19 protein-coding genes are annotated in these 19,006 nt (G+C 67.4%); 10 read left to right on the forward strand and 9 right to left on the reverse strand.

The window, feature by feature from the left end; genetic code table 11:
* Positions 1-26 precede the first annotated feature (26 nt).
* Together NS2_RS03650 and NS2_RS03655 are read left to right on the forward strand one after the other, a co-directional pair.
* Positions 27-1,070, forward strand: a complete 1,044-nt coding sequence (locus NS2_RS03650) for an acyl-CoA dehydrogenase family protein (RefSeq protein WP_033085624.1) — start codon at positions 27-29, stop codon at positions 1,068-1,070.
* An 81-nt stretch (positions 1,071-1,151) separates the two neighbouring features.
* Positions 1,152-1,637 (forward strand): YbjQ family protein, encoded by a 486-nt coding sequence (locus tag NS2_RS03655; RefSeq protein WP_033085623.1) that lies wholly within the window; start codon positions 1,152-1,154, stop codon positions 1,635-1,637.
* 16 nt (positions 1,638-1,653) lie between these two features.
* Here the strand turns inward: NS2_RS03655 and NS2_RS03660 are convergent, their stop codons facing one another.
* Positions 1,654-3,072: an amino acid permease gene (locus NS2_RS03660; protein ID WP_083414817.1), complete on the reverse strand. Its 1,419-nt coding sequence runs from the start codon at positions 3,070-3,072 to the stop codon at positions 1,654-1,656.
* 164 nt (positions 3,073-3,236) lie between these two features.
* Here NS2_RS03660 and NS2_RS03665 point away from each other — a divergent pair, with 164 nt between their 5' ends.
* Positions 3,237-3,989, forward strand: coding sequence for a DUF427 domain-containing protein (locus tag NS2_RS03665; protein WP_033085622.1), 753 nt, complete (start codon positions 3,237-3,239; stop codon positions 3,987-3,989).
* A 5-nt stretch (positions 3,990-3,994) separates the two neighbouring features.
* Here the strand turns inward: NS2_RS03665 and NS2_RS03670 are convergent, their stop codons facing one another.
* The gene (locus NS2_RS03670; protein ID WP_033085621.1) at positions 3,995-4,732 is read right to left on the reverse strand and encodes an SIR2 family NAD-dependent protein deacylase; all 738 of its coding nucleotides are present in this window, start codon (positions 4,730-4,732) and stop codon (positions 3,995-3,997) included.
* A gap of 187 nt (positions 4,733-4,919) precedes the next feature.
* Complete coding sequence (locus NS2_RS03675; protein WP_033085620.1) at positions 4,920-5,834, reverse strand: AraC family transcriptional regulator; 915 nt, start codon at positions 5,832-5,834, stop codon at positions 4,920-4,922.
* Between the two features lie 224 nt (positions 5,835-6,058).
* Between NS2_RS03675 and NS2_RS03680 the strand changes: the two genes are divergently transcribed.
* A complete protein-coding gene (locus NS2_RS03680) occupies positions 6,059-6,994 on the forward strand; it encodes a saccharopine dehydrogenase NADP-binding domain-containing protein (protein WP_052085975.1) in 936 nt (311 codons plus the stop codon).
* A 144-nt stretch (positions 6,995-7,138) separates the two neighbouring features.
* On the forward strand, positions 7,139-7,567 hold the full coding sequence (locus NS2_RS03685) for a cupin domain-containing protein (RefSeq protein ID WP_033085619.1): 429 nt from the start codon (positions 7,139-7,141) through the stop codon (positions 7,565-7,567).
* A gap of 21 nt (positions 7,568-7,588) precedes the next feature.
* Here the strand turns inward: NS2_RS03685 and NS2_RS03690 are convergent, their stop codons facing one another.
* Complete coding sequence (locus NS2_RS03690) at positions 7,589-7,918, reverse strand: hypothetical protein (protein WP_033085618.1); 330 nt, start codon at positions 7,916-7,918, stop codon at positions 7,589-7,591.
* Entirely contained in the window at positions 7,918-9,156 is a 1,239-nt protein-coding gene (locus NS2_RS03695; protein WP_033085617.1) for a 3-ketosteroid-9-alpha-monooxygenase, oxygenase component, read from the reverse strand. The genes NS2_RS03690 and NS2_RS03695 overlap by 1 nt, the downstream gene beginning before the upstream one ends.
* 199 nt (positions 9,157-9,355) lie before the next feature.
* Here NS2_RS03695 and hsaA point away from each other — a divergent pair, with 199 nt between their 5' ends.
* The 4 genes from hsaA to hsaB are packed head-to-tail and all read left to right on the forward strand — an operon-like array spanning position 9,356 to position 12,940.
* Positions 9,356-10,525, forward strand: a complete 1,170-nt coding sequence (gene hsaA / locus NS2_RS03700; protein WP_033085616.1) for a 3-hydroxy-9,10-secoandrosta-1,3,5(10)-triene-9,17-dione monooxygenase oxygenase subunit — start codon at positions 9,356-9,358, stop codon at positions 10,523-10,525.
* Between the two features lie 3 nt (positions 10,526-10,528).
* Positions 10,529-11,431 carry a 4,5:9,10-diseco-3-hydroxy-5,9,17-trioxoandrosta-1(10),2-diene-4-oate hydrolase gene (gene hsaD / locus NS2_RS03705; protein ID WP_033085615.1) on the forward strand — a complete coding sequence of 301 codons (903 nt, stop codon included), beginning with the start codon at positions 10,529-10,531 and terminating at the stop codon, positions 11,429-11,431.
* A gap of 2 nt (positions 11,432-11,433) precedes the next feature.
* On the forward strand, positions 11,434-12,333 hold the full coding sequence (gene hsaC, locus NS2_RS03710) for an iron-dependent extradiol dioxygenase HsaC (RefSeq protein WP_036545259.1): 900 nt from the start codon (positions 11,434-11,436) through the stop codon (positions 12,331-12,333).
* Between the two features lie 22 nt (positions 12,334-12,355).
* Positions 12,356-12,940 carry a 3-hydroxy-9,10-secoandrosta-1,3,5(10)-triene-9,17-dione monooxygenase reductase subunit gene (hsaB, locus tag NS2_RS03715; protein WP_033085613.1) on the forward strand — a complete coding sequence of 195 codons (585 nt, stop codon included), beginning with the start codon at positions 12,356-12,358 and terminating at the stop codon, positions 12,938-12,940.
* A gap of 158 nt (positions 12,941-13,098) precedes the next feature.
* On the opposite strand, the gene NS2_RS03720 is transcribed toward hsaB, so the two are convergent.
* From NS2_RS03720 to kstD, 4 genes are all read right to left on the reverse strand, one after another.
* Positions 13,099-14,046, reverse strand: coding sequence for an AraC family transcriptional regulator (locus NS2_RS03720; protein WP_230464064.1), 948 nt, complete (start codon positions 14,044-14,046; stop codon positions 13,099-13,101).
* The gene (locus tag NS2_RS03725; RefSeq protein ID WP_033085679.1) at positions 14,046-14,972 is read right to left on the reverse strand and encodes an NADP-dependent oxidoreductase; all 927 of its coding nucleotides are present in this window, start codon (positions 14,970-14,972) and stop codon (positions 14,046-14,048) included. Before NS2_RS03725 ends, NS2_RS03720 begins: the two co-directional genes overlap by 1 nt.
* A gap of 245 nt (positions 14,973-15,217) precedes the next feature.
* Positions 15,218-16,078 carry an enoyl-CoA hydratase ChsH3 gene (gene chsH3, locus NS2_RS03730; RefSeq protein ID WP_033085611.1) on the reverse strand — a complete coding sequence of 287 codons (861 nt, stop codon included), beginning with the start codon at positions 16,076-16,078 and terminating at the stop codon, positions 15,218-15,220.
* A gap of 270 nt (positions 16,079-16,348) precedes the next feature.
* Positions 16,349-18,055, reverse strand: a complete 1,707-nt coding sequence (gene kstD, locus NS2_RS03735) for a 3-oxosteroid 1-dehydrogenase (protein ID WP_071812298.1) — start codon at positions 18,053-18,055, stop codon at positions 16,349-16,351.
* A 152-nt stretch (positions 18,056-18,207) separates the two neighbouring features.
* Between kstD and NS2_RS03740 the strand changes: the two genes are divergently transcribed.
* Positions 18,208-18,993: a 2-keto-4-pentenoate hydratase gene (locus NS2_RS03740; RefSeq protein WP_033085609.1), complete on the forward strand. Its 786-nt coding sequence runs from the start codon at positions 18,208-18,210 to the stop codon at positions 18,991-18,993.
* The last annotated feature ends 13 nt before the right edge of the window (positions 18,994-19,006 follow it).

A 19,006-nucleotide genomic window follows, 5' to 3' on the forward strand; every position in this document is an offset into this window, starting at 1 on the left:
ACCATCTACACGTTGGGAGCGAAGGCATGAGCCGCACTGCCGAGCAGCAGGAACTCGTCACGACCGTGCGCGCGGTGCTGGCCAAGCACGGGGACAGTGCGGCCATGCGGCGCGGGCTGGACAGCGAGCTCGGGTATGACGAGCAGCTGTGGAAGCTGCTGTGCGAGCAGGTCGGGGTTGCCGCGCTGGCGATTCCGGAGGAGTTCGGCGGGATCGGGGTCGGACTGGTCGAATCCCTGCTGGTGGTCGAGGAACTCGGTCGGACCCTGGCCGCGCCGCCCATGCTCGGGTCGGCCGTGCTGGGCGTGCAGGCGCTGCTGCTGGCCGGGAACACCGAGGTCAACGAGCGGCTGCTGCCGGAGGTCGCCGAGGGCACGCGCACGCTGACGCTGTGCTGGGCCGGGGCGCGGGGCTGGGATTCGTTCGGGGTCACGGCCTCGGGTGAAAAGCTTTCCGGCTCGGCGCATTACGTGCTCGACGGGGTGCACGCGGACACCCTGCTGGTGCTCACCGCCGACGGACTGTTCGAGATCGAGGGCGACGCCGCCGGTGTCTCCCGCACCGCGGTCGTCACCCAGGATCCGACCCGCAAGCTGGCCCGCATCGACTTCGACTCGGCCGAGGCTCGGCCCGTCGGACAGCCGAATATCACCCGCCTGCGGGAAATCGCCTGGGCGGCAGTGGTTGCCGAGCAGCTCGGTGCGGCCGAGCAGTGCCTCGACATGACCGTCGAGTACTCCAAGTCGCGCGTGCAGTTCGGCCGCCCGATCGGCAGCTTTCAGGCGCTCAAGCACCGCATGGCCGATATGTACGTGCTGGTCGAGTCGACCCGATCCATCGCTTACCTGGCCATCGCGGGCCTGGCCGCGGGCGCGATCGACCCGATCGACGTGCAGGCTGCCCGTCTGCACGCCATCGACACCTTCAACTCGGTGGTCTCCGAAACCGTCCAGATGCACGGCGGCATCGCCATCACCTGGGAACACGACGCCCACCTGTTCTTCAAACGCGCCCACGCCGACGCCCAACTCTTCGGCACCCCGGCCCGTCCCCTGGCCCGCCCGGCCTGATCACCCGAGATCTTCGGATGTTCGCGGACCGCGCCCGGAAGGTGCGGTCCGCGTTCGGTTTCACCCCGTACGATCCGCCCCATGAACCAACCCATGCCGCCGCAAGGGCAGTATCCGCACCCGCAACCGGGCCAGCCGCAGCCCGGATATCCGCAGCAGGGGCAGCCGTATCCGCCGCAGGGCCAGCAGCCTTACCCGCAGCAGGGGCAGCCGCAGCAGGCCCCGGGTCCGCAGTTCCCGATCCTGGTCTCGACCATGAACGACGTGCCCGGCCAGGAGATCACGCAGGTGATCGGTGAGGTCGCGGGCCTGACCGTGCGCAGTCGCGGTCTGGGCGCGAACTTCGCGGCCGGGTTCCGCGCCCTGGGCGGCGGCGAGATCCACGAGTACACCCAGTTGCTCTACCAGTCGCGGCACGAGGCCATCATGCGAATGTGCCAGCACGCCATGGCCTATGGCGCGAACGCGGTCATCGCCATGCGCTTCGACTGCAACGAGATCGACAACACCATGAGCGAGGTCGCCGCCTACGGCACGGCGGTCATCGTGAAGCCCGTCGATCAGTAGGACTCGGTCGACCGGCTCAGTGGTGCAGCACCTCGACCTCGCGCACCGGCTCCTTGCGGCCCAGCTTGGCGCGTAGCGGGTAGATCGCCATGACCGCCAGCAGCGAGATGGTGGAGGCGATGAGCTGGTTGCGCTGGTCGGGGTTGCAGGCCATGGCCACGAAGACGGCGAAGATGGCGACCACGACGGCCCAGCTGATGTAGGGGTAGCCCCACATGCGGTAGGTCAGCGCCGAGGGGTCCTCGCGGCGCAGCCGGGCGCGAAGTCGCAACTGGGAGAACATGATCGCGACGTAGATGAAGGCCAGGACCACGCCGATGGAGTTCACCAGGAAGGTGAAGACCTTGTCCGGGGAGACGTAGGAGGCGATGACCGCGCCCCAGGCCGCGACGGTGCCGAGCAGGACGGCGCGGGCGGGCACGCCGCGCTTGTTGATCTTCACCAGGGAGGCGGGGGCGTCGCCGTCGCGGGTGAGGACGTAGAGCATGCGCGACGAGACGTAGATGGCCGAGTTCAGCACCGACAGCACCGCGGTCAGGATCACCACCTGCATGATGGTGCCCGCCGCCGGAATGCCGATGTGCTCGAGGGCGCTCACGAACGGGCTCTTCAAAACCTTGGCGTCGTTCCACGGCAGGATGGCCACCACCAGGAAGATCGAGGCCACGTAGAACAGGCCGACCCGCCACAGCACATTGTTGGTGGCGCGGGCCACCACCTTGCCCGGCTCCTCGGATTCCGCCGCGGCCACGGTGACGATCTCGGTGCCGCCGAAGGCGAACATGACCACCACGATGGCGGAGAAGACGCCGCCGATGCCATTGGGCGCGAAGCCGCCGTGCTCGGTCAGGTTGGCGAAGCCCGGCTCCGAGCCCGGCCACAGCCCGAACACCCAGGCCAGTCCGATGGCCAGGAAGAGCACGATGGCCACCACCTTGATGGAGGCGAACCAGAACTCGAACTCGCCGAAGGACTTCACCGACACCAGGTTGACCGAGGTCATGACGACGAGCAGTCCGGCCGAGAGCACCCACTGGTCGAGGTCGATCCAGCTGCCGAGAATGGCCGCGCCCGCCACCGCCTCGGCCCCGACCAGGATGACGTAGAGGTACCAGTACAGCCAGCCGACGGTGAATCCGGCGAACGGTCCCATGGCCATGCGCGCGTACTCGCCCATCGATCCGGCGACCGGGCGGGCCACCACCATTTCGCCGAGGGCGCGCAGCACGCACAGCACCACGAGTCCGGCTCCGGCGTAGGAGAGGATGGCGGCGGGCCCGGCGGTCTTGATGACCGAGCCGCTGCCCACGAACAGGCCCGCGCCGATCGCGCCGCCGATGGCGATCATGGTCAGGTGCCGGCGCCGGAGTCCGGGACGCAGACCCTGCGGCTCGACGCCGGGTTCCATCAGCCGGGTGCTCTCGGATTCCGACATCTGACCGCCACCTTCTTGTGTTGCTCGAGTGTTGCTCAACCACCATATCGAGCCTGGTCAGGCGATAAAAATCGCCTGTCCGGCCCGCGCCGGTCGGGATGCTGCGGATGCAGCGAATCCCGCTCTCCGACAGGCGTTTCCACGGCGGAGTACCGTCGGGAGGTATGACCGAGACACAGCGTGGCCGGGTGCGCGTCGAGCCGAGCGCCAAGCGGGTGCGTGCGTACCTGGGCGGTCAACTGGCCGCCGACTCCGTCCGTCCGATGCTGGTGTGGGAATCCCCGCACTACCCCACCTACTACCTGCCGGTCGCCGACCTGCGGGTCAAGCTCGAGCCCAATGGGCAGACCCGCCCCTCCCCCAGCCGCGGCGACGGCACCGAATTCGATGTGGTGGCCGACGGCGTCATCGCCGCGGGCGCGGCCGTGCGCCACCTCGACTCCCCCATTCCGGAGTTGCGCGAGCTGGTGAAGCTGGACTTCCACGCCATGGACGAATGGCTCGAGGAGGACGAGCCGATCTACGTCCACCCGCGCGACCCCTACACCCGGGTGGACATCCTGTTCAGCTCCCGGCACGTCCGGGTGGCCCTGAACGGCGAGACCCTCGCCGATTCGCATTCGCCGCACATCCTGTTCGAGACCGGGCTGCCGCCGCGCTACTACCTGCCGCTGTCGGATCTGCGCCGCGAACTGCTGCGGCCCTCGGCCAGCCGGACCTCGTGCCCGTACAAGGGCCACGCCGAGTACTGGGACGTCCAGCTCGGTGAGACCACACATGCGGATCTGGTGTGGATCTACCGCACCCCGCTGCCGGAGAGCCAGAAGATCGCCGGACTGGCGTCGTTCTACAACGAGAAGGTCGACATCTGGGTGGACGGCGAATTGCAGCCGCGACCCAAGACGCCGTTCAGCTGAAGACCTCAGGCCCCCAGAATCTCCGACACCAGCCGGGGCAGTGCCGCCCCGATGGGGTCGCGCACGATCTCGGCGGCGTAGTCGTCGTAGGGGGTCGGCTCGGCATTCACGATGACCAGGTCCGCCCCCGCGTCCACCGCCACCGCGCACATCGAGGCGGCGGGCTCGACCTGGAGCGAGCTGCCCACGGCCAGAAAGATTTCCGCGCTCTCGGCGATCTGCACGGCGGCGCGGATGGCGGTGGTGTCGAGCTGCTGGCCGAACATGACGACCGCCGCCGTGAGGATGCCGCCGCAATCCGGGCAGGCCGGATCCGGATCCCCGGCGGCCACCCGCTCCAGGGTGGTGGTCATGGAATCGGTGAAATCGCAGTCGATACAGACGACTTCGAACATGTTCCCGTGGATCTCCACCACGCCGCCGGATCCGGCGCGCTGATGCAGCCGATCGATGTTCTGGGTGATGATCCCGACCTGCCGCCCGCTCGCCGCCAGCCGCACCAGCGCCTCGTGCGCGGGATGCGGTGTCGCCCGCCAGGCCGGATTGTCCCGGCGCGCCAGCCAAGCCCGCACCCGCAGCTCGGGATCGGCCACATAGTTCTGGTAGGTCGACAGCAACTCCGCGATCGGATCCGCGGTCCAAACCCCGCGCGGCCCACGGAAATCCGGAATCCCGGAGTCCGTCGAAATCCCCGCCCCCGTCAGCACTCCGATCGGCCCCTTGCGTGCCCGCCAGTCCGTCACGTACCCCAGCCTAGGCCGCGTCCGTCCGGCCCGCCGAGCGCCGAATCACCCGCGATCGGATCCCATTGCCGCGACGGGCGTCGCACCCGCCGAGCCGACGCTCCACGCGACGATGGCGATCACCTGATCACCGCGGTATGGCCGCCGGGCCCACGGGTGCGGCGCGAGCCGCCCTCGGTTCGTGCGCTCAGACGGCGATGACGGCGGGCGCGTCCTCGGCGCGGCGGTATCGGCCGGGGGCGACGCCGTATTCGCGTTTGAAGGCCTTGGCAAAGGCGAATTCGCTTTGATATCCGACCTTTCGGGCGACACCGGCGAGCGGGGTGTCGGTCTCGCGGAGCAGGCGGGCGGCGGTGAGCATGCGCCAGCGGGTGAGGTAGGACAGTGGGGGCTCGCCGACGGTGGCGAGGAAGCGGCGGGCCAGGGTGGCGCGGCTGACGCCCGCGACGGCGCTGAGTTCGGGCACTGTCCAGGTCTGTTCCGGCGCATCGTGAATGGCGCGCAGGGCGGCGGCCACCGCCGCATCGGCGAAGGCGGCGGCCCAACCGGTCGGTGTCTCGGCCCGGTCGGCCAGCCAGGCGCGCAGGATGAACAGCAGCAACGTTTCCAGCAGCGGCGGCACCGCCGCATCGGTGCCCGGCCCGGGTGCACCGATCTCCCCGGCCAGCAGGTCCACCGCCGCCCGCAGCGCCGGATGGCGTCCCGGGCGCGCGGGCAGATGGATGAACTCCGGCAGCTCGTCCAGAATCGGATGACTGCGCTGCCGCCCGAGTTCGTATGCGCCACACACCAATGCGGTCCGGGTCCCCGGTCCGGTGATCTCCCGGGGCTCGCCCGGGCGCGCCACCTCGGTGATCGGCGAGCCGAGCGCGTCCACGAGCTCGTGGTCCGCTCCGCGCGGCATGAACAGGACGTCACCCACCCCGAGCGCGATCGGCTCCCCGGCGGGCGGCACCGCCCAGCACGAACCCTGCAGCACCACATGGAATCCCGCGCCCGGCACCTTCGGATAGTGACGACCCCAGGGTGCGTGCCGGACGAACAGACCGGAGGCCGGGGTGCCGGTTCGAATGGCGGCGATAGCCTCGCTGAGGATGTCCATGCCTGGACTATATAGCTCAATGGTTGAGCGTTCAGAGCATAATCATGAGCAATCGGACCATTCAAATGCTCACACTACCCGAATAGCTTTGCTCTCATGACGAAGCAGCAGACACCGGGCGCAACCACCGCAGGCTCCACCACCATCGCCGTCTACGGCGCGACCGGTCACCCGGCGGCTACATCCTCGCCGAGCTCGCCCGACGCGGCCTGACCCCGATCCTGGTGGGCCGCAACGCAGATCGTCTGCACGCCGCCGCCGGACTGCCCGACGCCGAGATCCGCATCGCGGATCTGGACGACCATGCCGCCCTGGTCACCGCCTTCACCGGCGCGGACGTGGTGATCAGCGCGCTCTTCGCCTTCGTCGATTGCGGCGGCGCGGTACTGGCCGCCGCGATCGAGGCGGGCGCGCATTACACCGACACCTCCGGTGAGCAGCGGTTCGTGCGCCGAGCGCTGGAAGAGTTCGGCCCGCTCGCCGAAAAGGCCGGGGTGACAGTCGTTTCCGGCGTCACCGACAACAATCTCGCCGCCGATCTGCTGGCAGACCTGGTGGTACCCGAGATCGACGGCCCCGCCGATCTGGTGGTCACCCACCACAGTCACGGCGGCGGCGACGGGTCCAAGGGCAGCGCGCGAACCGTACTGGCGAATCTGGAATGGTTCCGTGACGGCGGCTGGCACTACGAGGACGGGACCCTGCGCACCGGCCCGACCACCCGGCACCGCACCCTGACCTTCCCCGGCACCGCCGCGGCCGTCCCGGTCGACAAGTCTCCGCAGTCCGCCGTCCTCACCATCCCACGGCACAGGAAGGTGTCCTACGTAGCGGGCGCGATCGCGCAGGCCTTCCACGCCAACCTGAGCGGCTTCACCGCCGAGGCCCTCGAATCCATGCCCGACACACCGGGTTCCGACCTGAGCTACGACGTGATCGTCGACGCCTACGGCCCCGGCGGCGATCAGGTCCGCGGCGTGGTCAGCGGCACCGACTCCTACCGCGATTCCGCCCTGCTGGCCGTGGAAGTCGCGACCCGGCTCGCCACCAACGCACCCCGCCCGGGCGCCCTGGCCCCCGGCGAAGCCTTCGACGCCGCCGAGTTCCTGAATTCCCTCGCACCCCACGGCATCATGTGGACCATCGGTACCGGAAATTGAGCCGTCGTGGCAGCACGGGCATCGGGGCCTCGCGCCATCTGCTCGGCCCCGGGCACCTCATGCCCCAACCCCGGAGCACAACCGGTTCGTGAACGTGCCCGCGTCGGGCTGATCCGGCCGCATCCGCCGTATACGGTGGGGGCCATGAGCGACCGTGGGCTCCCCGGCGACGACCGTCCGAAGTTGGCCGTGGAATTGGATCTGGAGCCGCATCCCGAGGGCGGGTGGTATCGGGAAACCTGGCGCGGTGGAGTGGAATTCGAGCCGGAGGGGTACGACGGGCCGCGGGCGAGTGCGACAGCCATCTATTTCCTGCTGCTGCCGGGCGAGAAATCCGCGCCGCACACGGTGACGTCGGACGAGATGTGGTTCTGGCATCGGGGCGGGCCCCTGCTGCTGAACATCGGGGGTGAGGAGATCGTCCTCGGGCCCGATGTGGAGCAGGGGCAGCGCCCCCAGGCGGTGGTCCCCGGCGGGGTTTCCCAGTCCGCCCGACCGGCGGGAGACCACTACAGCCTGGTGAGCTGCGTGGTCTCCCCCGGTTTCGATTTCGCCGACTTCCGGCTCGACTGAGCTGCTTTCGGTAGTCGAGCCCTACTGGTCGACTTCGAGAAGCCCCTCCGCCACGGCGTGATCGATGGTCTTCTCGAGATTGGGGCAGGAATCGGGCTTGCCGAAGGCGGGCCCGTTCTGCGCGAGCTTCTGGAACACGGGGCAACTGTCGGCCGGATTGCTCCGCCACTGGGTGGTGCGCTGGTTGCTGGAGTGCTTGCGCACCAGCACTTCGACGCCGCAGGTCTGACACGCGATGGGTGTCATGCCCGATTCCATGTAGTGCTCTTTGTCGAGAACCGTCTGGGCGCGCACCTGTTCACGCTGTTCCGGACGGTCCGCGAAATCCGGTGCCTTCGCCCAGCTGGTCATCAGACTTCCGCCTCCTCCGACGCGGGCTCCGAACCGGCCTGGGCCGCAGCGGCTTCCGCTTCCTTGGCTTCGCGCTTCTTGCGCAGGTTCTCCTCGACCTCGAGACCCCAGGCCTCATTGGCCTTGGTGGTGTCGATCTCGAATTCGAAGCGCTGCACCGACTTCGGGTCGATGTCGGCGACATCCACGTAGAACTGGTCGTACCAGCGGCGCAGCTGGTAGACCGGCCCGTCCTCCTCGGTCAGCAGCGGGTTGTCGATCTTGGACTTGTGCTTCCAGATCTCGACATCCTGCAGGAAGCCCTCGGACACGCCCTCGGTCATCTTGGCGGCGAACGCCTCGGCCTGCTCGTCCGGCAGCCCCTTCGGCTTCTCCAGTGAGACACCCCACTGCAGCATGAAGGAGTTCTGCGTGACCGGGTAGTGGCAGTTGATGAGGACCGTCTTGACCTCGAAGCCGCTGTAGATATTGAGCAGCGGGTTGATCATGTACGACGGCCCGAAGTACGACGCCTCGGACTCGAGCGTCACATCGATGCCCGCCTCGGCGGCCTGACCGACATCGGGGCGGCCCGTGGTCTTCAGGTACTGGGTGGCCACGTGGCCCTCGAGCACATTCTTGAAGTACGTCGGGAAGGCGTAGTGGATATAGAAGAAGTGCGCCATATCCACGACGTTGTCGATGATCTCGCGGCAGTTGGAGCCCTCGATCAGCAGCGAGTGCCAGGTCCAGTCGGTCCAGCCCTCGTTGCGGCCCTCCGACGGGGTGCCATCGGCATTGGTGAACGGGCCCTCGATGTAAGGGATGGTCACCTCGTCCGGCGGCGGGTTGCCCTCGTGGTCGTGCCACACGAACAGCTGACCGTTGCGCTCGAGGGTGATCCACGCGCGAGTGCGGGCCAGCGGGGGCACGCGGCGCGCGTAGGGAATGCCGGTGCACTTGCCGTCGCCGCCCCAGCGCCAGTCGTGGAACGGGCACGCGATCGAGTCGCCCTTGACCTCACCCATGGAGAGGTCGCCGCCGAGGTGACGGCAGTAGGAGTCCAGCACCTTGAGTTCGTTCTGGCTGTTCATGAAAACGACCAGCTTGGTACCGAATACGTTGACCGCATGCGGCTTGCCGTCACGGAAGTCCTTGGCAAGCCCCAGGCAGTGCCAACCCCGGGCGTAGCGGGTGGGCATCGAGCCCACGTCGATCTCGCGGACCTTCCCGCGGGGCCCTTGGGCGCTTGTCGCCATCGTTGATCCTCCTATGGATGTACTAGAACACGTTACAAAATTGGCTGGCGGTTGGCCAGCGATACGTCCCACTACCTGGATGGGGGCGCCCTGAGCTGCGCTTGTATTGCGTTCTCGACAGGAATAAGAACGTGTTCTACTCTCAGGGGCAAACGAAGACCGCTTCCCGTACCAGCACCAGGCAGGAGCAACTGGCGAGATGACGCAAGAAGTAGTTGAGCGGGTCGAGGCGCTGCTGCCCACCCTGCGTGAGCGCGCCCAGCAGGCCGAGGATCTGCGCCAGGTCCCGGAGGAGTCCATCAAGGAACTCGAGGCCGCCGGTTTCTTCAAGCTGCTTCAGCCCAAGCAGTGGGGCGGCTACGCGGCCGACCCGGTCGTCTTCTACGACACGGTGCGCAAGATCGCCAGCGCCTGCGGGTCGACCGGCTGGGTGGCGGGCATCATCGGCGTCCACAACTGGCACCTGGCGCTGTTCGATCAGCGGGCGCAGGAAGAGGTCTGGGGCGAGAACACCGACGTCCGGATCTCCTCGTCCTACGCGCCCATGGGCGCGGGCGTGGTGACCGAGGACGGCGAGGGCTACACCGTGAACGGTTCCTGGGCTTGGTCCTCGGGCTCGGGCCATGCGGACTGGGTGGTCGTCGGCGGGCCGGTGATCAAGAACGGCAAGCCGGTGGACTTCGGCTCGTTCCTGATCCCGCGGAGCGAATACAAGATCAACGACGTGTGGCACGTGGTCGGCCTGCGCGGCACCGGCTCCAACACCATCGTGGTCGAGAATGTCTTCGTCCCCAGGCACCGTTTCCTCAGCTTCCGTGCCATGAGCGAGCTGAAAGCGCCTGGCCTGGAGCAGAATACCGACCCAGTGTACAAGATGCCTTGGGGCACTATTCATCCCACCACCATCTCCACCCCGATCGTCGGAATGGCATACGGCGCTTACGAAGCCCACGTCGAGCACCAGGGCAAGCGCGTGCGCGCGGCCTACGCGGGTGAGAACGCCAAGGACGATCCGTTCGGCAAGGTGCGCATCGCCGAGGCGGCCAGCGACATCGACGCCGCCTGGCGGCAGCTGTCGGGCAATGTCGCCGACGAGTACGCCTACCTGCTGCGCGGCGAGGACGTGCCCTTCGACGTGCGCGCCCGCGCCCGCCGCGACCAGGTGCGCGCCACCGGCCGCGCCGTCGCCTCCATTGACAAGCTCTTCGAGGCGTCGGGTGCCACCGCGCTCGCCAACGGCACCCCGCTGCAGCGCTTCTGGCGTGACGCGCACGCCGGTCGGGTGCACGCGGCCAATGACGCCGAGCGCGCCTACGTCATGTACGGCACCCACGCGTTCGGTCTCCCGATCACCGACACGATGGTGTAACCGATGACCACCGAGTCTGATTTGCGGCCCGCCGCAGTGGGAGAAATCACCTACGAATCCACCTCGCGCTTCGCGCAGGTGCGGCCGGATCTGAAGCTGCACTATCACGAGGCGGGCGTCGGCAACGGCCCCACCATCGTGCTGCTGCACGGCGGCGGACCGGGCGCGAGCTCGTGGTCGAACTTCGCCAAGAACATTCCGGTGCTGGCCAAGGACTTTCACGTCCTGGCCGTCGACCAGCCGGGCTTCGGTCAGTCGGACAAGCCGACCGAGCACCCGCAGTACTTCGTGCACTCGGCCACGGCGCTGAAGGACCTGCTCGACGCCCTCGGCATCACCGAACGCGTGCACCTGCTGGGCAATTCGCTCGGCGGCGGCGCGGCCACCCGCTTCGCGCTGGACTACCCGGACCGCGCGGGCAAGCTGGTGCTGATGGGCCCGGGCGGGCTGTCCACCAACCTGTTCGCGCCGGACCCCACCGAGGGCGTGAAGCTGCTGTCCAAGTTCAACTTCGAACCCACGAAGGAGAACCTGGAGGCGTTCCTGCGGATCATGGTCTTCGACCAGTCGCTGATCACGCCGGAACTGGTCGAGGAGCGCTTCGCCTCGGCCGCGCAGCCGGAATCCCTGGCCGCCACCCGCGCCATGGGCAAGTCCTTCGCCGGACCGGATTTCGCCAAGGGCATGATCTGGCGCGACGCCTTCAAGTTGCGGCAGCCTGTACTCATGATCTGGGGCCGCGAAGACCGGGTGAACCCGATCGACGGCGCGCTCGTGGCACTGAAGATGGTGCCGCGCGTGCAGCTGCACGTGTTCGGTGGATGCGGCCACTGGGCGCAGTTGGAGAAGTTCGACGAATTCAACCGCCTGGCAACCGACTTCCTGCTCGGCGTCAAGGAGAAGTGAGCATGAGTATCAAGGCGCTCGGCTACATGCGCATCGAGGCCACCGACATGGCGGCCTGGCGCGAGTACGGCCTGAAGGTGCTCGGCATGATGGAGGGCGACGGGCTCAACCCCGACGCGCTCTACCTGCGCATGGACGATTTCGCGGCGCGACTGGTGATCGTGCCCGGCGAGCAGGACCGACTGCTGGTCTCGGGCTGGGAGGTCACCGATGCCCGCGGGCTGCAGCAGCTGCGGGAGACCCTCGCCAAGAACGGGATCGCGTTCACCGAGGGCACCAAGGAAGAACTCGGTGAGCGTCGTGTCGAGGGCATGATCCGCTTCCAGGATCCATCCGGGAACACCCTCGAGGCGTTCTACGGCGCGCAGTACCTCGGCCGCCGGTTCGTGAGCCCCTACGGCCACAAGTTCGTGACCGCCGAGCAGGGCCTGGGCCACGTGGTCCTCACCTGCGCCGACGACGCTGCGGCACAGGCGTTCTACCAGGACATCCTGGGCTTCCGGCTGCGCGACTCGATGCGGCTGCCGCCCCAGATCGTCGGCCGCCCCGCCGACGGCGACCCGGCCTGGCTGCGCTTCTACGGCTGCAACCCGCGCCACCACGCGCTGGCGTTCCTGCCGCTGCCGAACCCGACCGGGATCGTGCACCTCATGGTCGAGGTCGAGAACTCCGACGATGTGGGCCTGTGCCTGGATCGCGCCAACCGCAAGAAGGTCAAGATGTCGGCCACCCTCGGCCGGCACATCAACGACAAGATGCTGTCGTTCTACATGAAGACGCCGGGCGGATTCGATATCGAATTCGGCTGCGAGGGACTCGAAGTCGACGACCACTCCTGGATCGCGCGCGAGTCCACCGCGGTCAGCCTGTGGGGCCACGACTTCAGCGTCGGATTCAAGTAGAGCGAACGGACAGGGGCGGCTCATGACCACCGACGCAGAACCCGTCATCGACGGGCGGCAGTTCCGGAATGTGCTGGGGCAGTTCTGCACCGGCATCACCGTCATCACCACCTTCGACGGCGAGGGCGGGGAGCGGGCACCGATCGGCTTCGCCTGCCAGTCCTTCGCCGCCCTGTCCCTCGATCCGCCGCTGGTGCTGTTCTGCCCCACCAAGGAGTCCCGCTCCTGGGCGGCGATCCAGCGCAACGGCAGCTTCGCCGTGAACATGCTCGCCGAGGAGCAACAGCCGGTGTGCGCCCGCTTCGGCTCCCGCGAACCCGACAAGTTCGCCGGAATCGACTGGCACACCTCGGAACTGGACCTCCCGGTGCTGGACGGCGCGTTGGCCACGATCCAGTGCACTGTGGACGACGTGCTCGCCGGCGGCGATCACTACATTGTGATCGGCCGGGTTCAGGCCCTGTCGGAGTCCACCGACTCCGGCAGGCCGCTGCTCTTCTACCGGGGTCAGTACACGGCCATCGAACCGGAGAAGACGACGCCCGCGCCCTGGCGCGCGGACCTCGAACACTTCCTCACCACCACCACTTTGGATACCTGGTTGTGAGGCGGGTTCCTCCAGAACCCTGGCGATAGCGAATGACCCCTGTGAAGCTTCTCCACAGGGGTCATTCGCATATGCGGCCCTTGTTGTCCGAATACTCGCTCGTCACCTCTGGAAAGCCCGGGGTCAATACCACGGGATGATCCGGCGGCATGGACAAGTCAGGCGGCGGCGCGGGCTTGGCGGCGGTATTGCCCTGGGGCCAGGCCGTATTCGCGTTTGAACGCCTTGCCGAAGGCGAACTCCGAGCTGTAACCCGCTCTGGTGGCTACCTTTTCGATGGCCATGTCGTCCTCACGCAGCAGGCGGGCGACGGTCGTGAGCCGCCAGCGGGTCAGGTAGGCCAGCGGGGGCTCGCCCACCATCGCGTTGAACTTGCGGGCGAACGCGGCCCGGGACAGGCCCGCATGGTCCGCCAGCGACTGCACGGTCCAGGCGGCGGCCGGGTCGTCGTGCATGGCCGCCAGCGCCGGGGCGACGGCCGGATCCCGCAGGGCCGCAGCCCATCCCGCCGCTTCGGACTGCGGCTGATCCTCGACCCAGGCGCGCAGAATGTAGAGCAGCAGCGAATCGATGAGCGCGGGCACGATGCCGTGCGAACCGATGCGCGGGTTGTCCAGCTCCGCACCGAGCAGCCCGATCGCGGCGGTCAATTCCGGATGCCTGCCGTGCCGGGCTGGCAGATAGATCACCTCGGGCAGCTGCCGCAGCAGAGGATGCGGCCGCTGCCCGTCGAGATGGTAGTTCCCGCAGAGCAGGCTGGTGGCCGGGCCGTCCCCGCCGAGCTGCAACACACCCACGGGCGGGCGCTGGATGTACTGCTCGAGCCGGGGCACCTCGGGCGGGGTGTCCGGGTGGTCGGCGAGGATGTGACCCGCCCCGTCCCGGACGAACACCACATCCCCGGGACCCATGGCGATCGCCTGCGAACTGTCCTCGGTCGGATAGAACCAGCAGGTCCCGTGCAACACCACGTGACATCCCGCACCCACGGTCGACGGCAACCGCAGCGCCCACGGCGCCCTCCCATCGGTCCGCACCGAATTCGGCACGCCGGTCCGCATGGAGGCCAACGCCTCGCTCAGCACATCCATCGCCCGCTCTCCCATCACTCGACGGTCAATACAACCTTGCCGACCGTCCGGCCGGAAGCCACGATCTCGTGCGCCTTCCCCACCTCTTCCAGCGGCAGCGTCTCCGCGACGGTCGGCCGCAGCTGCCCGGCGTCGACGAGCTCCGCGATCTGCTCCAGCGCCCAATAGTCCGGCTCCACCGACACACCGGCGAACCGACGCCCGGCCTCCTTCACCGTCTGCTCCAGCTCCGAACTCGGGTGCTCGAGAATCGTCACCAGCACCCCACCGGGCTTCAACACACTCAGCGACCGAGCACCATCGGCGACAGAATCGAAGACGATATCGACATCCCGCACCACCTCGGTGAAATCCGTTGCCCGGTAATCGATCACCTCATCGGCACCGAGCCCCTTCACATACTCGTGCTTCCCCGCACTGGCCAGCGCAATCACGTACGCCCCCTTCGCCTTCGCAATCTGCACCGCCAAATGCCCAACCCCACCCGCAGCCCGGTGAATCAACACCCGATCCCCTTCCTTCACCCCGGCCTTGTCGACAAGCCCCTGCCACGCGGTCAACGCCGCCAACGGCAACGCCGCAGCCTCAACATGACTCAGCGACTTCGGCTTCCGAGCCACCTGCCGCGAGGGCGTAGCCACATACTCCGCGTAACCCGCTGCGGCCCGAGGAAAGAACGGCATCCCGAACACCTCTTCCCCGACCTCATACCGCGCGCCCGGCCCGACCGCCTCGACCACCCCCGAGATATCCCACCCCACCCCGAACGGCGGCTGCCCCAGCAACGGAAACGCCCCCGACCGCACAGCCACATCAACAGGATGGACCGCACTCGCCTTCACCCGCACGAGCACCTCCCCCGACAACAACTCAGGCTTCTCGAGCTCCACAACCTCGAGCACCTCGGGCCCACCAAAGCTCTCCTGAATGACTGCACGCATAGCCTTCATCTCCCTCTGACGCTGTCCCTCGGCTCATCGCTCAAACCGAACACCGACAACGTTATGCCCCCAGCAGAAGACTCTGAATACCCCACAGTCTCCAACTTATATCCCAAAGTCTCCCACCCGAGACGTATCCCGCGACGCACTCCCCCGCCCCTCAAAACAAGATCAGGGAGCTCTCAGCGTGGGAATCTGTCCGATTCACCGCGGTGAGAGCTCCCTGATCTTGGAGCTTGGGTGGGTCAGGAGTGGGTGAGGACCACGTCGGCGAGGATGGGGGCGTCGTCGCGTTCGACGACGGTGACGGCGATGATGAGTTCGCCGTCCTGCTGCCAGATTCGGGAGCGGAGGGTTTCACCCGGGTACATGACACCGGCGAAGCGGGCGCGGAAACCCTTGACTCGGGACACATCCGAGGACAACACCGTATCCGTCGCGGTCTTCAGGACCAGGCCGTAGGTGCACAGGCCGTGCAGGATCGGGTTCGGGAAGCCTGCGTTGCGGGCGAATTCGGGGTCCGAGTGCAGGGGGTTGCGGTCGCCACACATGCGGTAGAGCAGGGCCTGCTGGGGCAGGGTGGGGGTGAGGACCTCGAAATCCGGTGCGCGGTCCGGCAATTCGGTCTTGGTGCTGGGGCCGCGGTCGCCGCCGAAGCCGCCCTCGCCCTTGGCGAAGATGGAGGAGCGGGCGGTCCACAGGACTTCGCCGTCGGAGCCGACGGCGGTGTCCTCGCGCCAGATGACGGCGTTGGAACCCTTGTCCCAGATCTCGCTGATGCGACCGGAGACGCTGCCCTTGCCGGAAGCCGGGATCGGCCGGTGCACGATGATCTCCTGGCTGCCGTGCACGACCTTCGCCAGGTCGATGTCGATGCCGTCGAACTTCACCTTCGGCGGCTCGGTCTCGTGGAAGGACGGCGCGACGGTCGCGAAGGACGGCAGCACGGCGGGGTCGCGGTCGTCGACGTAGCGCAGTTCGGCCGGGTCGGTCCAGCGGTTACCCGCGCCGAGCGCCAAGTTGTAGGTCTGCACATCGCCGGCGGACCAGCTGAATTCGCGCGCGGGGATCTTCGCGCCGAGCGCGACATTCAAATCGATGGGCATGAAGGGTTCTCCTCGTCACTCGCATCCGATGCTCCGGCGCGGCTCGCCTCCCCGCAAGCCGCCGCCCCGCTGACCGGGTTGCGGAAGGTCTGGGTTCCCGGACCCGCCACCGGGAAAGAGCGTTCCGCGGTGACGAATCCGGGCTTTTCAGTTGTGTTTCCCGCGCCTCGCCGGGATAGAGCGGTACAGCGGGGCATGCGGGTGGGTTGGGCGCGGACTCGACGTGACCCGACTCGCGCCCAACCCGATCCTGAACCGGGTTGGGACGGTTCAGGACGCCTTTTCCGCCGAAACCGGCGCGCTGTTCTTCTTCTTGGCGGCGGCATCGAGCGCGGCCAGATATCCGAAGGTGATCGCGGGTCCGATGGTCGCGCCGGGCCCGGCGTAGGTGTGGCCCATGACCGGCGAGGAGGTATTGCCCGCCGCGTACAGCCCCTCGATGACGGTCCCGTCCTCGCGCAGCACGCGCGCGTCGTTGTCGGTGACCAGACCACCCTTGGTGCCCAGGTCGCCCGGCACCATCTTCACCGCGTAGAACGGCCCGACCTCGAGCTTGTTCAGGCACGGGTTCGGCTTGATGGTCTGGTCGCCGTAGTAGCGGTCGTAGGCGGAGTCACCGCGGTTGTAGTCGAGGTCCTTGCCGGTCGCGGCGAACCCGTTGAACCGCTCGATGGTGGCGGCCAGCTGGTCCGCGGGCACCCCGATCTTCTCCGCCAATTCGGCCACCGTCGGCGCGACGACGATCAGGTCGTTTTCCATCCAGCGGGACGGAATCCGCTGGCCAGGCTGCAATCCGGCGAAGATGTAGCGGGACCGGTAGCGCTGATCGAACACCAGCCAGCACGGCACGTTCTCGCCCGGACCCTCACCCTGCCCGTATTCGCCGCCGTACATGGTGTGCACTGCCTCGACGTAAGGAGCGGACTCATTACCGAATCGCCGCCCCTGCGTATTGATCATGATGGAGCCGGGCAGATTCCGCTCGGCGAGGCAGAACCAGGGCTTGCCCTCGCCGCGGAAGGTGGTCGGCCCCCACCAGGCGTCGTCCATGAACGAGATGTCCGCGCCCGCGTCGATGCCCGCCCGGATGCCGTCGCCGGTATTGGCGGCCGCACCGGTGGTCCACTCGGTGGTGATGGGCTCACGCTGGTACTTGTGCCGCATATCGGCGTTGTGCTCGAACCCGCCGCTGGCCAGGATGACACCGAACTTGGCGTTGAACCGGACGGTCTCGCCGTTCTGCTCGGCGTCCACACCGGTGACCACGCCGTTCTCGATCACCAGTCCGGTGAGCGGAGTGTTCAGCAGCACCGGCACATTCGCGTCCAGCAAGCCCTTGCGCAGGCCCGCGATAATGGCCTGGCCCATGCCGACCAGCGCCTTGCCGGTGACCTTGCCCCACGCCCAGCGGGTGCCGACGCGCAGCACGCGCGCGATGCCGACCGGGTGGCGGCGGATCAGGTTGAGCTTCTTGTAGTCCGCCTGCATGACGACCACGTTCAGCGGAGCCTTGCTGTAGGCGGGCTCCAGGTTGAAGCGCTCGTCACCGAGGACCTTGAGATTGAACGGCTTGGGCTCGCAGCTGCGTCCATCCGCCTTGCCGCCCGGTGCTTCGGGGTAGTAGTCCGAGTAGCCGGGCACCCAGCACATCTTCAGCGCGGAGTGGTCGAGCATGTAGTCGAAGGCTTCCGCCCCGCGATCGAGGTAGGTGTCGATCTTCTCCTTCGGCACCACGTCGCCGATGATGCTGTACAGGTAGGTCCGCGCCTCGTCGAGGTCGTCGCCCTTGCCCGCGGCCTTGAGCACCTTGTTTCCCGGAATCCAGACGCCACCGCCCGAGCGCGCGGTAGAACCGCCGTAATGAGCGGCCTTTTCGATGAGCACCGTGCGCAGACCGTGGTGCGCAGCGGTGATGGCGGCGGACATACCGGCGGCACCGCTGCCGACCACCACCACGTCGTAATCCCGATCAGTCATGTAGAACACGTTATAGAATCAATCCTGGTTTGGTCTATGTTGGTCTGGCAGATGGGACTGCTGAAGCGATGTTCTTCACAAAAACTCGTTTCAATTTCTAGTCTCGTTACCGGAAGGCCACCGGCCGGTACCCCCGATGGAAGGAACACAGCGTGCTGACCGACGCGCTACGCAAGGAACTGGCCGAGGAGCTCGCGGCGGCGGAGCGGACTCGGGTGCCCATCGATCCGCTGGCCGTGCGGTACCCCGAGATCGACGTGGTCGACGCCTACGAGATCCAGCTCATCAATATGCGGCAGCGCTTCGACGGCGGTGCCAAGGTGGTCGGCCACAAGGTGGGCCTGTCCTCCAAGGCCATGCAGCAGATGATGGGCGTGGACGAGCCCGACTACGGGCACCTGCTCGCGGAAATGGAAGTGTTCGAAGACGTTCCGGTCGACACGTCCAAGTACCTGTACCCGCGTGTGGAGGTCGAGGTCGGCTTCATCCTGGGAGCGGACCTGCCAGGCGAGGACTGCACCGAGGAGGACGTGCGCAAGGCCACCGTCGCGTACGCGCCCTCCATCGAGCTCATCGACACCCGCATCAAGGACTGGAAGATCGCGCTCTGCGACACCATCGCCGACAACGCGTCCTCGGCCGGTTACGTGCTCGGCAAGCAGCGCGTCTCGCCGGATCAGCTGGATATCAAGGCAATTGACGCCGTGCTGACCCGCAATGGCGAGGTCATCGCCGAGGGCCGCTCGGACGCCGTGCTGGGCGACCCCACCATCGCGGTGGCGTGGCTGGCGCGCAAGGTCGCCTCGTTCGGCGTGCGGCTCAAGGCGGGCGACATCGTGCTGCCCGGCTCCTGCACCCGCGCCATCGACGCCCGCCCGGGCGACGAGTTCATCGCCGAGTTCGCCGGACTCGGTTCCGTCCATCTGAATTTCGCCTAGACCTGATCGAAAC

The sequence above is a fragment of the Nocardia seriolae NBRC 15557 genome (genome assembly GCF_007990715.1).
GTDB classification, from domain to species: Bacteria; Actinomycetota; Actinomycetes; order Mycobacteriales; family Mycobacteriaceae; genus Nocardia; species Nocardia seriolae.

What these genes read in the sequence shown, in the direction of transcription:
- NS2_RS03690 (WP_033085618.1), bottom strand. Translation starts at nt 7,918, where the DNA reads ATGACCAGCTGGGCGAAGGCACCGGATTTCGCGGACCGTCCGGAACAG.
- NS2_RS03665 (WP_033085622.1), top strand. Translation starts at nt 3,237, where the DNA reads ATGACCGAGACACAGCGTGGCCGGGTGCGCGTCGAGCCGAGCGCCAAG.
- kstD (WP_071812298.1), bottom strand. Translation starts at nt 18,055, where the DNA reads ATGACTGATCGGGATTACGACGTGGTGGTGGTCGGCAGCGGTGCCGCC.
- NS2_RS03650 (WP_033085624.1), top strand. Translation starts at nt 27, where the DNA reads ATGAGCCGCACTGCCGAGCAGCAGGAACTCGTCACGACCGTGCGCGCG.
- NS2_RS03675 (WP_033085620.1), bottom strand. Translation starts at nt 5,834, where the DNA reads ATGGACATCCTCAGCGAGGCTATCGCCGCCATTCGAACCGGCACCCCG.
- NS2_RS03695 (WP_033085617.1), bottom strand. Translation starts at nt 9,156, where the DNA reads ATGGCGACAAGCGCCCAAGGGCCCCGCGGGAAGGTCCGCGAGATCGAC.
- chsH3 (WP_033085611.1), bottom strand. Translation starts at nt 16,078, where the DNA reads ATGCCCATCGATTTGAATGTCGCGCTCGGCGCGAAGATCCCCGCGCGC.
- NS2_RS03725 (WP_033085679.1), bottom strand. Translation starts at nt 14,972, where the DNA reads ATGCGTGCAGTCATTCAGGAGAGCTTTGGTGGGCCCGAGGTGCTCGAG.
- hsaC (WP_036545259.1), top strand. Translation starts at nt 11,434, where the DNA reads ATGAGTATCAAGGCGCTCGGCTACATGCGCATCGAGGCCACCGACATG.
- hsaD (WP_033085615.1), top strand. Translation starts at nt 10,529, where the DNA reads ATGACCACCGAGTCTGATTTGCGGCCCGCCGCAGTGGGAGAAATCACC.
- hsaA (WP_033085616.1), top strand. Translation starts at nt 9,356, where the DNA reads ATGACGCAAGAAGTAGTTGAGCGGGTCGAGGCGCTGCTGCCCACCCTG.
- hsaB (WP_033085613.1), top strand. Translation starts at nt 12,356, where the DNA reads ATGACCACCGACGCAGAACCCGTCATCGACGGGCGGCAGTTCCGGAAT.
- NS2_RS03685 (WP_033085619.1), top strand. Translation starts at nt 7,139, where the DNA reads ATGAGCGACCGTGGGCTCCCCGGCGACGACCGTCCGAAGTTGGCCGTG.
- NS2_RS03720 (WP_230464064.1), bottom strand. Translation starts at nt 14,046, where the DNA reads ATGGGAGAGCGGGCGATGGATGTGCTGAGCGAGGCGTTGGCCTCCATG.
- NS2_RS03660 (WP_083414817.1), bottom strand. Translation starts at nt 3,072, where the DNA reads ATGTCGGAATCCGAGAGCACCCGGCTGATGGAACCCGGCGTCGAGCCG.
- NS2_RS03655 (WP_033085623.1), top strand. Translation starts at nt 1,152, where the DNA reads ATGAACCAACCCATGCCGCCGCAAGGGCAGTATCCGCACCCGCAACCG.